The 12,290-nt window shown below is 69.9% G+C and carries 11 protein-coding genes, 1 tRNA gene and 1 pseudogene; 5 read left to right on the forward strand and 8 right to left on the reverse strand.

What is annotated here, in order from left to right; translation table 11 throughout:
• Positions 1–10: 10 nt before the first annotated feature.
• Together ACZ5WG_RS13260 and ACZ5WG_RS13265 are read right to left on the reverse strand one after the other, a co-directional pair.
• The gene (locus ACZ5WG_RS13260) at positions 11–376 is read right to left on the reverse strand and encodes a hypothetical protein (RefSeq protein ID WP_468722848.1); all 366 of its coding nucleotides are present in this window, start codon (positions 374–376) and stop codon (positions 11–13) included.
• Positions 361–1,533 carry a recombinase family protein gene (locus ACZ5WG_RS13265; RefSeq protein ID WP_468722849.1) on the reverse strand — a complete coding sequence of 391 codons (1,173 nt, stop codon included), beginning with the start codon at positions 1,531–1,533 and terminating at the stop codon, positions 361–363. The genes ACZ5WG_RS13260 and ACZ5WG_RS13265 overlap by 16 nt, the downstream gene beginning before the upstream one ends.
• A 196-nt stretch (positions 1,534–1,729) precedes the next feature.
• On the opposite strand from ACZ5WG_RS13265, the gene ACZ5WG_RS13270 reads away from it, so the two are divergent.
• Positions 1,730–2,080 carry a hypothetical protein gene (locus ACZ5WG_RS13270; protein ID WP_468306945.1) on the forward strand — a complete coding sequence of 117 codons (351 nt, stop codon included), beginning with the start codon at positions 1,730–1,732 and terminating at the stop codon, positions 2,078–2,080.
• 48 nt (positions 2,081–2,128) lie between these two features.
• Here the strand turns inward: ACZ5WG_RS13270 and ACZ5WG_RS13275 are convergent, their stop codons facing one another.
• Positions 2,129–2,395 (reverse strand): hypothetical protein, encoded by a 267-nt coding sequence (locus ACZ5WG_RS13275; RefSeq protein WP_468722851.1) that lies wholly within the window; start codon positions 2,393–2,395, stop codon positions 2,129–2,131.
• A 395-nt stretch (positions 2,396–2,790) separates the two neighbouring features.
• Here ACZ5WG_RS13275 and ACZ5WG_RS13280 point away from each other — a divergent pair.
• Together ACZ5WG_RS13280 and ACZ5WG_RS13285 are read left to right on the forward strand one after the other, a co-directional pair.
• Positions 2,791–3,370, forward strand: a pseudogene (locus tag ACZ5WG_RS13280) (bifunctional DNA primase/polymerase).
• Positions 3,361–3,434, forward strand: a tRNA-Lys gene (locus ACZ5WG_RS13285). Before ACZ5WG_RS13280 ends, ACZ5WG_RS13285 begins: the two are co-directional and overlap by 10 nt.
• Before the next feature lie 59 nt (positions 3,435–3,493).
• Here ACZ5WG_RS13285 and ACZ5WG_RS13290 read toward each other — a convergent pair.
• Complete coding sequence (locus ACZ5WG_RS13290; RefSeq protein WP_468722853.1) at positions 3,494–4,687, reverse strand: M6 family metalloprotease domain-containing protein; 1,194 nt, start codon at positions 4,685–4,687, stop codon at positions 3,494–3,496.
• Between the two features lie 388 nt (positions 4,688–5,075).
• On the opposite strand from ACZ5WG_RS13290, the gene ACZ5WG_RS13295 reads away from it, so the two are divergent.
• Positions 5,076–6,905: a putative bifunctional diguanylate cyclase/phosphodiesterase gene (locus tag ACZ5WG_RS13295; protein WP_468722855.1), complete on the forward strand. Its 1,830-nt coding sequence runs from the start codon at positions 5,076–5,078 to the stop codon at positions 6,903–6,905.
• 86 nt (positions 6,906–6,991) lie between these two features.
• Here ACZ5WG_RS13295 and ACZ5WG_RS13300 read toward each other — a convergent pair whose 3' ends face one another.
• From ACZ5WG_RS13300 to ACZ5WG_RS13315, 4 genes are all read right to left on the reverse strand, one after another.
• Positions 6,992–7,252, reverse strand: a complete 261-nt coding sequence (locus ACZ5WG_RS13300; RefSeq protein ID WP_468722857.1) for a DUF397 domain-containing protein — start codon at positions 7,250–7,252, stop codon at positions 6,992–6,994.
• The gene (locus tag ACZ5WG_RS13305) at positions 7,212–8,060 is read right to left on the reverse strand and encodes a helix-turn-helix domain-containing protein (protein ID WP_468722859.1); all 849 of its coding nucleotides are present in this window, start codon (positions 8,058–8,060) and stop codon (positions 7,212–7,214) included. The genes ACZ5WG_RS13300 and ACZ5WG_RS13305 overlap by 41 nt, the downstream gene beginning before the upstream one ends.
• Before the next feature lie 168 nt (positions 8,061–8,228).
• Positions 8,229–9,914, reverse strand: coding sequence for a glycosyl hydrolase family 18 protein (locus ACZ5WG_RS13310; RefSeq protein ID WP_468722861.1), 1,686 nt, complete (start codon positions 9,912–9,914; stop codon positions 8,229–8,231).
• 254 nt (positions 9,915–10,168) lie between these two features.
• The gene (locus ACZ5WG_RS13315) at positions 10,169–11,293 is read right to left on the reverse strand and encodes an LLM class flavin-dependent oxidoreductase (protein WP_468722862.1); all 1,125 of its coding nucleotides are present in this window, start codon (positions 11,291–11,293) and stop codon (positions 10,169–10,171) included.
• A gap of 230 nt (positions 11,294–11,523) precedes the next feature.
• Here ACZ5WG_RS13315 and ACZ5WG_RS13320 point away from each other — a divergent pair, with 230 nt between their 5' ends.
• Entirely contained in the window at positions 11,524–12,282 is a 759-nt protein-coding gene (locus ACZ5WG_RS13320) for an IclR family transcriptional regulator (protein WP_468722864.1), read from the forward strand.
• Positions 12,283–12,290 lie beyond the last annotated feature (8 nt).

Genomic DNA, 12,290 nt, shown 5'->3' on the forward strand with positions numbered 1-12,290 from the left:
TGCACCGGCCTCAGGATTCCGCCTCCAGGGCCTCCTTGAAGATCTTCAAAGCTTCAAGGTTCCATGCTTCTTCGTCACTCGGCTCAACAGATCCAGCCAAAGCACCACTCGCCCTCTCGGCGACGTCATTCGGAGAAATGACGTAGACAGCCATGCCTTTCCCCTTCACCCCGGGGCTGCCGCAGATGAAGAGCCGAAAGCCCGCTTGACGAAGGAAGGGCCCCTGCTCCTTCCATCCCGTCATTGCAGACCACTTCTCGGCGTACGTCCGGCCGGTGCCGGTGACCTCCCACCGACCAGGAACGAAAGGTTCGGCCATCAACTCCTCAAGGTTGCCCGCATGCCGCTCCATTGCGCCGGTCAGAGAGGAGACCACCACCGGAGAGGCGGCCAAGGCGATCGATTGCGCTCCGCAGTCGCATACACCTGATTCTGAGACCAGGAAACGGAGAAGTCACACGCCTTGCCGTTGGACCAGGAAGAACAGCGGAAGTACTTGTGGTGCCGGATCTCTCCCGTGTTCAGCTTCCCGATCGAGCCGTTCTCGTACATCTTCCTGCCGCACGGACAGTAGAGCACGCCCGCCATGGGAGATGCGTTGGACTTGATTCCGGCACGATGCCGACCCAGCGCTGCTACCGCCGCCTGCAACTTGTCGAATTCCTCATCGCTGAGTATGGGATCAGCCCATCGAACAGGAACTCCGTCACGAAGAAGCGGCTCACCTTTGTGCATGGCGATCCCCTTGAGGATCGGCTTCTTCAGCATCTTTCCCAAGGTGGACGTGGTCCACTTGGATCCCTTGACGGCCGTCTTGACCCCGGCCTTCCTCTCGGCTCCGTTGACGCTCCGCTGATAGTCCTGCGACGTGAGGACACCGCGCTCGTTCCAGTCCTGACAGACACGGCTCATGGACCACGCCTGCTCCGCGATTCGCTCGTACGCCTCACGGACCAGCGGGCCCGTCACGCAGTCGATGAGCAGTTTGTAGCGCTGCCGACCCTGATAGTCCGTGAGGACCGGTCGATAGCCGAAGGGCCAAGTGCCGCCGCCCCAAAGGCATTCGTCACGGTAGTACTGCGTCTGGCTCCGACGCTTCTGCACGATGGCTTCCCGGTACTCCTGCGCTTGTGTCGCCTTGATGTAAGCGATCATCCGGCCATTGCCAGGAGTGATGTCCAGGGCCGGGTCATCAAGGCAGATGACGTCCTTGCCGCCCCGGTAGCACTTGTCGGCGAACATCTCCCAGTGCGTCTGGTTCCGAGTGATCCGGTCCAGGGAGGTGACCATGATTGCGTCCCACTCGTACCAGAGTGGCTCACGCATCCATCTGCCAAGGCCAGGCCGCTCCTCGGGGCGGACGGCACCCGAAATGAACGAGTCCTCTACGTCCCCCACCACATCGAACCGGCCCCCAACGGCTGCGCCGTCCAGAGCTTCAGCCTGCCGCGCCAGAGCAGAACTGTCCTCAGAGTCTCGGCTGATGCGCCGCATCTTCAGGACACGAGTACCCGGTGACGGCCTGTACGACATGCCATTACCCCCCTTGTGTAGCCCCCTCTACACACAACGACATCACATGGTGCTCCTGTTTCCTGAGGAATGGGAGGCGAACCACTCGTTCCGGGCACCGCGTGGCCCGGAAGCCCTGAGGGGCGGCGCTCTTGCGCGGCGTTGGACAATGGAGGGTGGCCCGGAAGGATCCCGAACGCGCAGCAGGAGGACACGCATGGCAGAGCCCGAGCGGACGACCGAGCGGAAGCTGCGGCCCGCGCCGCTGCTCTTCGAGCCCTCGGAGGCCGCCACGGACCCGGAGCACTTCTTCGACCTGGAGTCGATCGAGGACCCGCGGGAGCTGCTGGCCCGCGCCACCGAGCTGACGCTCGCGTTCCGGGCGGCCCAGGACCGGGCGGTGGAGTTCCAGGCCCTGGCCGCCGCGCAGCTCGCCGATCCGCGCCGGTTCGACCGGCTCCCGCCGGCGGCGATCGCCGCGCAGGCGGAGTGGACCGAGGACTACGCGCGCAAGATGATCGAGTTCGGCGAATCCCTGCAGCGCGAGGCAGGCCCGGAGGCCTCGTAGGCCTCCGGGGACCGGGGAGGGGCTCGGGGCGGCTCGGGACGGGCTCGGCTACTGGGGGGCCTCCCGGCACGCCGCGGTCGCGACGATCCCCTCCACGCCGGCCTGGGTCAGCCCCTTGGTGCAGCCGTCCTCGTCTCCCACGAGACCCACGTAGCACGCGATCCGGATGGCGTCCGTGACCTCGGCACCCTGCAGCTGGACGATGCCCTGGCAGGCGTCGATGTCGGCGTGGGCCGCCGGAGCGGCGGCGGCGACGCCGCCCAGGGCGAGGACCAGGGCGGCGAGGACACCGGGGATACGAGCCGGACGACGCATCGGAATGCACCTGCTCTCGGTCGGGACCGCGGTCCCGGGTGTCCCGGACCGCGCGGGGGCGGCGGCCGGGCCGGCGCCCGAGGGCGGAGGGCGGATTCCCCGGTGCCGGAGAGCGGGCTCACCGGCGGGCCGGGCCGCGCGTGCGAACCCCCGCTCATACGACGCTAGAACAGTTCCGGAACGCACGCACTCGCGATCGCCGGGGCCCGGCCGCAGGCCCGGTGGTGCGCCGGTCCCGCTCCGCGCTCGCGCCGGATGCGGAGCAGGCTGCGGCGTACGCGGCGCACGACGCAGCTGGCATATGCGGGGCGCAACATAGCCCACCATCCCCCACCCTGTCCCGGTTTTCCGTAACTCCTGGAAACCAGATCGCTACGCCCGGTAGACCGGTCCGCATGACGACGCTGACGACGGCACCCGCCCGCCCCGCCCCCGACGCACGCACCGCCACCCACGTCACCCCCCAGGGCGCCGCCTGGCTCGCCTCCGCGTCCGCACAGCCGCACAGCACCCTCGCCCTGTGGCAGGCCCGGGCCGCCGCCCCCGCCACGCTGCCCTGCGGAACCGCCTTCGACGTCGTCAACGTCCCGCTCGTCCTCGGACGCCGCATGCTCGACCTGCTCCGGGCCGAAGGCCCCGGCTCCGGCCCCGTCGCCGTGCACCGCGGGCGGATGCTGCTCTTCGCCGCCACCGGGACCGCCCACCGGCTCCCCGCGCTGCTCGCCTGGGAAGAGTGGGGCAGCTCGGCGCCCGCGCCCCTGTGCCACGGCCGCGGCGACGCCGTCACCGTGCCGCCGCTCGCCGCCACCCCCGGGCCGTCGCGCTGGCTCGTCGCCCCCGACACCCGCACCCCCTGGCTCCCCGGACCCGAGGCCCTCCTGTGGGCGTACGTCCGCGCCGCCCGAGCTGCGGATATCGATTTTTCCTTCCGGCCATCTCCCTGCTAATGTCTTCCTCGTCAGCAAGCGCCGCTAGCTCAGTTGGTTAGAGCAGCTGACTCTTAATCAGCGGGTCCGGGGTTCGAGTCCCTGGCGGCGCACAGACGGAAGAAGGCCCCCACGCAAGTGGGGGCCTTCTTCGTGTTCCGGCAGAACTGCGCTACGTGGTGATCTTGACCGTGTACGCGCCCGACGGTGTGCGGTCCGCCACCTCGATCCTGATCCGCTCCCCCGGCACCGTGAACGCCTGCCCCACCTCCAGCGGAGCGTCCGCCAGCGGCGGGTACACCGAGCGGTCCCAGCACGCCTCCGTGTCCGGATGCCCGTCGAGCACCTCGATCGGCCCGCCGCCCGATGCCGCCTCGTTGCGCACCCGGTAGACCAGGACCCCCTCCGTGCAGGTGTCCCCGTCGTTGCCGGCGGACCCCCGCGCCTCGACGGCGATCGCACTGCCGGTGCCCGTACGGATCACCGCGAGCCTGGTCCCGCCCGTGGCGCCCGCGACCGGGGCCTGGGCGAGCGGCAGCAGGGTGTGCAGCGAGGAGCCCGACTGCACGCAGTCCACCTGGGACACGTCCAGCCAGCCGAGCTTCCACTTGTGCCAGGCGAACAGGTCCGGGGCCATCCCGAACTGGCTGCCCATGACGTCCCAGTCCCCGACGTGCGTGTCCCAGTCACCCTTGCCGTCCGTCGGCCGGTGGTAGAGGTCGGGCAGGTCGAAGACGTGCCCGGTCTCGTGCGCCAGTACGTTCCGGTCCGGCGGGTGCCGCTCGAAGACCGTCACGATCCGCCGCAGGTCCGTCCCGTCCGCCCTGATCGGCCGTTCGAAGTTGACGACCTTGGTGGCGTCCGAGTCCACTCCGGGCGCGTCCGGGTCGGCGACGAAGTACACGACGTCGTACCGGGAGAAGTCCACCTCCCGGTCGGCGGCGGCGACCGCGTCCCGCAGGTACGCGGCCCGGTCCTCGGCCGCCCAGTCGCGCTGTATCCCGTACGCCGTGGACGGCTTGGGCATCTGGATCCACTGCTTCTGCGGGTGCGGGACCAGGTGGAACCTCCCGTACGAGGCCCGCTCGAAGAAGTCGGCGGTCGCGGGGAAGTAGTCGCCGGTCAGCTGCTCGGTCGTCAGGGTGGTCCGGTGGTCGGGGAAGGAGAGGAAGACCATGACCGCGTCGAGGGTGCGCTCCGGCTTGGGGTAGGCGCGGTTCCAGGTGTCCAGGCCGAGGGAGTGGTGCGCGGACGTACGGGTCAGGGCGCACGGCACTGCCCCCGGAACCGCGACCGCGGGACCCGCGACGAGCGACATGGCGGCGAGCGCCGTCAGGGAAGTGAGCGCAGCCGCCGTGCTTCTCATGCGGGAGCGTTCCACTCCCCCGGGTGTCTGCTGTCGCGGCACATCGACCTCCGGTGGTGGATTCGTACCATCTCGTTCCACCTTGGAGGGATTGTCTTACTAATGCCCTGTTCCGCTGCCCCACAAGAGTGAGGACTACGGCAAGCCGGTGACCCTGGGGGTTCACCCACATGCCTACAGAACGTCACGACCGATCACGGGAGATCAACTGGGACCTTCCGCTGCTCAGAGCTATGCAGAAACGATCACGCGGGATCCGGCCGGCGAGGCGTCAGCACGCCGAAGTCCCGTGCCCCGCACGGCGACGCCGCTGGATAGGGCCGTACGGTGCCTCTATGATCGGCACACTTTCCTGCACGGACACTCACGAGCACTGCGGGAGCCAACGGTGAGCGGAACCTCAGAGGGAACCGGTTCGGCGGCCGACAGCATCCGATCGGCCATTACGGAGCGTCACCAAGCAGTGCCGGCCGTGCCGACGTCGCCGCCCCGCACCGACTCCGAGCTGCGCGATTACCGGGCCGCCTTCAACGCGGCCCACCTGGCGATGGCCGTCGTCGACCGTTCCGGCTACGTCGTCGCCGCCAACGCGGCGCTGGCCGGGCTCCTCGGCACCGAGCCGCACGCGCTCGTCGAGCAGTGCGCGGCCGACCTGGTCGACCTGGGCGCCGAGGCCCGCACCTGGCAGGCCTACCAGGAGGTGCTGCGCGGCCGGCAGGCCAGACTGCGCTGCACCCGCCGGCTCAAACATCCGGACGGGCACTCGCTGTGGACCGAGGTCACCCTCGGGCCCGTGCCCGGCACCCGGGACGTGCTGCTGTCCGTCGCCGACATCAGCGACCGCCGCGACCTCCAGGCCCGGCTGCGGCACCTCCAGATGCACGACCCGGTGACCCGGCTGCCCAACCGGGCACTCTTCTTCGAGCGGCTCTCCGCCGCCCTGGAGGCCTCCTCGTACGAGCAGGGCGGCACCGGCCGGATCGGCCTGTGCTACCTCGACCTCGACGGGTTCAAGGCCGTCAACGACACCCTGGGCCACCGGGTCGGGGACCGGCTGCTGACCGCCGTCGCGGCCCGGCTGACCCAGTGCGCCGACCAGTCCGGGTACGGGCGCACCGGCGGGCACCTGGTGGCGCGGCTCGGCGGCGACGAGTTCGCCCTGCTGGTCGAGGACTCCACCGGCACCGAGGAGCTCGCCGACCTGGCGCGCAGCGTACTGGCCGCCGTTCAGGAGCCGTTCGACCTGGCCGGGCAGCGGCTCTCGGTCTCGGCGTCGATCGGCGTCGTGGAGCGGGCCACGGAGGGGACCTCGGCAACCGGGCTGATGCAGGCCGCCGACACGACCCTGTACTGGGCGAAGGCGGACGGCAAGGCCCGCTGGACCCTGTTCGACCCGGAGCGCAACGCACACCGCATGACCCGCCAGGCGCTCAGCTCGACGCTGCGGCCGGCCGTGGAGCGGGGCGAGTTCGCGCTCGAGTACCAGCCGCTCGTGGACCTGGAGAGCGGTGCGGTGCGCGGGGTGGAGGCCCTGGTGCGCTGGAACCACCCGCAGTTCGGCACGCTGACGCCGAATCGGTTCATCGGAATTGCGGAAGAGGACGGCTCCATCGTCCAGTTGGGGCGGTGGGTGCTGCGGACCGCCTGCCGGCAGGCCCGGCGCTGGCAGATCGAGCAGCCGAGCGACTGCCCGGTCTTCGTCTCCGTCAACGTGGCGGTACGGCAGGTGTGGGACTCGGACCTGGTCGGCGACGTGGCGGGGATCCTGGCCGAGACCGGGCTGGCCCCGCAGCTGCTCCAGCTGGAGCTGACCGAGTCGGCGGTGATGGGCTCCGCGGGCCGCCCGCTGCAGGCCCTCCAGGCGCTGAGCGACATGGGGGTGCGGATCGCCATCGACGACTTCGGCACCGGGTACTCGAACCTGGCGTACCTGAGCCGGCTGCCGGTGTCGGTTCTGAAGCTGGACGGCTCCTTCGTACGGGGCTTCCGCTACGACGAGGGCACCCACCCGAACCCGGCCGACGAGACCATCGTCGAGGCCCTGGTGCAGCTCGCGCACCGGCTCGGGCTGACCGTGACGGCGGAGTGCGTGGAGACGGCCGGCCAGGCGGCCCGGCTGCGCCGCGTCGGCTGCGACACCGGCCAGGGCTGGCTGTACTCGCGGGCGGTGGCCCCGGAGCTGATCGCCGAGATGATCGGCACCCGCCCCGGGGCGTAGCCGTGCCGGGGCGGTGTGCGGGGCCGCTGCGCGGAGCTTTCTCCCCGCCCCGCCCTTCCTCCGTTCCCCGGGCTCCGCCCGGACCCTCAGAGGCTGCTCACGAAGGTGGCGAACGCCTCCGGGGCGACGGTGAAGGCGGGGCCTTCGGGGTCCTTGGAGTCCCGGACGGCCACGAGGCAGGGCTGGGGGGCGACTTCGACGCAGTCGCCGCCGGTAGGACCGCTGTACGAGGCCTTGCGCCAAGCGGCGGTGCCGAGGGGGGCGCACTCGACACACTCGCCACCGCTGGAGCCGCTGTAGGACGACTTACGCCACCGCGCGCCCGTCAGGTTCTGGATGCTTCCCATAGCGTTCCTCCATTACGCGAGCGATCAGCTCTGCCGATGCCCGGGGAGAGAGGGCCTCGGCCTGCAGCCGAGCGTAGCCGACCGAACGCTCTTTGATCACTTGCGGGTTGGCGGTCATATGGCCGGAGTCGTAGCTCTCGCAGTAGTGGATATCCGGGTCGTCGCCGAAGCGCAGGAGGGTAAACGAGCCCATCATTCCCGTGTGCTGGCCTGCGCTGAAGGGCAGCACCTGGATCTCCAGCCACTGCTGGCCCTGGAGGCTCAACAGGTGGGCGAGTTGGTTGCGCATGACCTCGCGACCTCCGATCTCCCGGTGGAGAGCAGCCTCGTCCAGGACCACCCACAGAATCGGCGGATTCTCGCGGGCCAGTATGCGCTGGCGATCCATGCGGGCTGCCACGGCGGCGTCCAGCGTGTCCGGGTTCTCGACGCCCAGCACCGCTCGCGCGTAGGCCTCCGTCTGGAGGAGCCCGTAAACCAACTGGCACTGGAACGTGGAGATGTACGTCGCCCGGGCCTCCATCTCCGCGTACGCCTGGAACCATGTCGGCAGGATGCTCCGCAGCACCAGCCCCACCAGGCGGGAGAAGTGCCCGTCCGTGCCCAGCGCCGCGTCCACCCGCTCCGAGAAGTCCCGGGTCGGCACCCGCTTCGTGCACTCCACCTGGCCGATCAGCGAGCCCGTGCAGTAGATGATGTCGCCCAACTGCGCCTGTTTCAGCCCGGCGGCCTCTCTCAGCCGGCGCAGTTCGTAGCCGTAGTAGTCCAGCGGCGAGGCGCTGGGATCGAGGTCGCGGGCCAGGACCAAGGGACGGTCACCCCCATGGAGACGCGGGTCGGATTCACCTGTGGCCGAGCGTAGCGAGACCGACACGGAGCGGTGTCCGGAATCCGGTAACCATGTGACACACCTCCGCCCCGCACCCGGGATGCGGGGTGCGGGGCGGGGCGTCGCTCGGCGCGGGGTGGGGGGAGATCAGCAGGCGCCGAGGTCCTTCCAGACACCCCACTCACCCGTGGTGCCCGGGGTCTCGTTCTGCGTCCACCACTGGGCCTTGTACTTGCGGCCGTTGTAGGAGACCTCCTGGCCACCGGTGTAGACGGTGCCCGCGACGTACGCCGGGGTCGAGCCGCAGCCCGTGGTCGGCGGCGTCGTGGGCGGGGTGGTCGGCGGAGTCGTCGGAGGCGTGGTGGGCGGAGTCGTCGGGGGCTGCGTGGTGCCGCCGAGGGCGCCCGAGATCTGGTTCAGCAGCGTGGTGTTGTCGTCCAGGCCGAGCAGGGAGTACATCATCGCGCCGGCCAGGCCGCGCTGCTTGCCGTAGTCGACCCGGGCCTGGACGGACCGCTGGTTCAGGCCGGTGAAGAACTCGCCGTCCTTGTAGAAGTACGAGGCCTTGGCCTGGTCGTCCCAGAAGGTGGTCGCCGGGTTGTCGACGATCCCGCCGAGCTCCTTGTAGTTGGCGATGCCGGCCTGCTGGCTGGTGGGCCGGGCGCCGGAGGCGCCGGTCGCGGACTGCGCGAGGCCGTTGTTCGCCCCGGCGGGGACGCCCTTCCAGCCGCGGTAGTAGAACTCGTAGCCCAGCGTCAGCTTGCCGGCCGGGAAGCCGCCGGCGATGCCGTAGGCCGGCTTGCCGTCGATCCAGGAGTCGATGGCGTTGTCGATGCTGTACTTCTCGGTGCCCGGGGCGATCGGGTCCGTCGGGTCGTTGGCACCGGAGTACAGCGGGGACTGGTGGTACGTCGGGCCGTCGCCGTCCCAGGCGCCGTGCATGTCGTACGTCATGATGTTCGCGTAGTCGAGGTACGAACCGATCTTGTCCGTCTCGATGTACTTGATCTTGTCCTGGCCGGCCGGGAGGGCCGCGGTCAGCAGGTACTTCTTGCCGCCGTTGGCCGCGCCGTACGCGTCGAGCTGCTCGCGGAACTCCTTGAGCAGGAGCGTGAAGTTCTGCTTGTCCTCGGGGGCGTAGTGGTTGCCCAGGTGGCCGCCGGAGGAGCCGGGGTACTCCCAGTCGATGTCGATGCCATCGAAGATGCCGGCCGCCGTGCCCGCGCCGCCGTAGCCGCCCTCGGCCGGCAGGTTGCCCTTGATGTACTGGTCGATGCAGGAGGAGACCAGCTTCTTGCGGGAGGCGTCGGTCTTCGCCGCGTCGCTGAAGTACTTCGAGTAGGTCCAGCCGCCGATCGAAATGTTGATCTTGAGGTTCGGGTACTTGGCCTTCAGCTGCTTGAACTGGTTGAAGACGCCGACGATCGGCTGGTCCCACTTGTCGGCGACGCCGCTGACGCTGTCCGCCGCGCTGAAGGACTTCTGGTAGTCGGCGTACGAGTCTCCCGCGCCGTCACCGGCGCTGGGGTTGTTGTCGTCGCCCGCCGCCTTGTTCGCCTCGAAACAGGTGAGGTTCGTGGGGTGGATGTTGCCGAACGAGTAGTTGATGACGTCCAGCTTGCCCGCTATGCCGCGGGTGTCGAGGTGCTTGGGGTAGAAGGCGTTCCCGTACACGCTCCACTGGTCGTAGTACGCGATCTTGACGTTGCCGCTGCCCGCAGCGGTGGCCGCGCCGGCGGCCTGTGCGGTGCCGAGCCCCGCGAAGCCGGCCAGCGCTCCGGCTGCCAGCGCGGCCGTGGCGGCGGCCGCGATGAGGGGTTTACGGATGTGCATGAACTGCCTCCGGGGGGTGGGAGGGGGAAGCAAGAGGTTCGGGTGTGAGAAGTGATAGCGATCACCCGAGGGTCGCGTCAATGGTTTGGACCAAAGAAGGACTAGACCACTCGCCTGGCAAATCCCCTTGTCAGAGGCCTGGAAGCACAGCAGAAACCGCCCGCCACCCCGGGTGACGAGCGGTTTAAGGGTGCCTTAGGACACCCTCGCGCAAGGTTTCGGCAACAAACCAGCCGAACTCCGTTCGCACGCGATCAATCAGCTCGCGGCGCCTCCACGGGCATCCCGTACACATCTGCGACGAGCTCGTAGGAGCGCAACCGGGCTGCGCCGCTGTGCGCGTTGGAGGTCAGCATCAGCTCGTCGGCGCCCGTGCGCTTGGCCAGGTCGTCGAGCCCGGCGCGGACCTCGTCGGCGGTGCCGTGCACGACGTTCGCGAGCCAGCCGTCCACGAACTCCCGCTCCAGCGGGGAGAAGTCGTACGCCGCCGCCTCCTCGGGCGTCGGGATCAGCCCGGGCCGGCCACTGCGCAGCCGCAGCATCGACAGCGCCCCCGTGAGCACCTGGGCGCGGGCCTGCCCGTCGGTGTCGGCGGCGAGCGCCGAGACGCCGATCGCGGCGTACGGGGCGTCCAGTACGGCCGAGGGGCGGAAGGCCTGCCGGTAGAGCTCCAGCGCGGGCAGCGTGCCGGCCGCCGAGAAGTGGTGGGCGTACGCGAAGGGCAGGCCGAGCTCGGCGGCGAGGCGGGCGCTGAACCCGGAGGACCCGAGCAGCCACAGCGGCGGCCGCCCGGCGGGGCCCTGCACGGGGCCGGGCACCGCGTGCACGCGGGCGTACGGATGCCCGTCGGGGAAGTCGTCGTCGAGGAAGCGGGTCAGCTCCACGAGCTGCCGGGGGAACTCCTGCGCGGCCTCGTCGAGGCGCCCGGTCCCGCGCAGGGCCGCGGCCGTGCGGCCGTCGGTGCCGGGTGCGCGGCCGAGCCCGAGGTCGATCCGCCCGGGGGCGAGCGCCTCCAGGGTGCCGAACTGCTCGGCGACGGCGAGCGGGGCGTGGTTGGGCAGCATGACCCCGCCCGAGCCGAGCCGGATGCGGGAGGTGTGGGCGGCGAGGTGGGCCAGGATCACCGCCGGGGAGGAACTGGCCACCCCGGGCATGGAGTGGTGCTCGGCGACCCAGTGGCGGTGGTAGCCGCGGGACTCGGCGAGCCGGGCGATCGCGACGCTGGTGCGCAGGGAGTCGTGGGCGGTGCTGCCGCTGCCGACCGTGACGAGGTCGAGCACCGAGAGCGGCACCGGCGCGCGGCCGCGTATCGCGCCCCGGACCGGATCTCCGCGGCCGTCCCCGTCCGCACCCCGACCCGCGTCCCCGGTGTCACTCATAGTCGCTCCCGTCTCGGTTCGCCGTCCGTACGAAGAACTCGAACCATCGGCGGCCTGCGGCCATTCCCGGCATCCCGGGACAGCAGGCGTGACCTTGGCATATGCCACCGGATTAGACACAGGCGAGGGGACATGATTGAGCCATCAATCTCATCAACAGGCGCTCCACGTGGGCCTCTTGATGGCTATCGTGGTAGGGCAAGCGGTAACAACCTGCTAGGGGGAAAACCGTGGCGCTGAAGCCCGAGCCGACCGCGCCGTTCCACTCGGTGCAGTACGCCCTGCGCGTACTCGAAACGATCGCCCGCCATACCGGCGGTGTGACCGATGTACAGATCGCGCGCGAGACCGGACTGCCCTCGGTCCATCTCGCCCCGATGCTCCTCATGCTGCGCCGTGAGGGCTACGTCCTCCAGGTGGCGGACGGCGCCTATGCCATAGGGGACTCACTGGTCCTGCTCGGATCCGGCATAGACAGGCAGCAGGCCCTCCAGAACAAGCTGCAGGACACTCTGGACCGGCTGCGGGACTCGGTGGGCGCGGCGGTCTACATCAGCCGGTACGTGGACGGCGAAGTGAAGATCACGCAGTTCGCGGACAGTCCGCGCACCCCGAAGGTGCACGAGTGGGTCGACTTCCGCTCCGCGGCTCACGCCAGCGCGGTCGGCAAGTGCCTGCTGACCCAGCTCGACCAGAACGGGCGGCGCGACCACCTCTCGCGGCACAAGATCGCCCGGCTCACGTCGAAGACGATCGTGAACGAGCGGATCCTCTTCTCCAAGCTGGACAGCCAGCCGGCCACGGTTCCGGTGCTGGACCTGCAGGAGTACGCGGTGGGCACCGTCTGCGCCGCGGTACCGATCACGGCCGGGGCCTCGGTGGGCTGCCTGGCCCTGTCGATGCCCGTCGAGCACGCACACCGGCTGCGGGCCGCCGCGGACGCACTGAACCGGAAGGCCGCGCCGCTGCTCCTGTCGCTCACCCTGTGACACCCGTC

This window comes from Streptomyces sp. NPDC032745, assembly GCF_055579465.1.

Excerpts from the sequence above, each read along its gene's own strand:
- ACZ5WG_RS13265 (WP_468722849.1), bottom strand. The coding sequence starts at position 1,533 with ATGTCGTACAGGCCGTCACCGGGTACTCGTGTCCTGAAGATGCGGCGC.
- ACZ5WG_RS13270 (WP_468306945.1), top strand. The coding sequence starts at position 1,730 with ATGGCAGAGCCCGAGCGGACGACCGAGCGGAAGCTGCGGCCCGCGCCG.
- ACZ5WG_RS13275 (WP_468722851.1), bottom strand. The coding sequence starts at position 2,395 with ATGCGTCGTCCGGCTCGTATCCCCGGTGTCCTCGCCGCCCTGGTCCTC.
- ACZ5WG_RS13290 (WP_468722853.1), bottom strand. The coding sequence starts at position 4,687 with ATGAGAAGCACGGCGGCTGCGCTCACTTCCCTGACGGCGCTCGCCGCC.
- ACZ5WG_RS13300 (WP_468722857.1), bottom strand. The coding sequence starts at position 7,252 with ATGGGAAGCATCCAGAACCTGACGGGCGCGCGGTGGCGTAAGTCGTCC.
- ACZ5WG_RS13310 (WP_468722861.1), bottom strand. The coding sequence starts at position 9,914 with ATGCACATCCGTAAACCCCTCATCGCGGCCGCCGCCACGGCCGCGCTG.
- ACZ5WG_RS13315 (WP_468722862.1), bottom strand. The coding sequence starts at position 11,293 with ATGAGTGACACCGGGGACGCGGGTCGGGGTGCGGACGGGGACGGCCGC.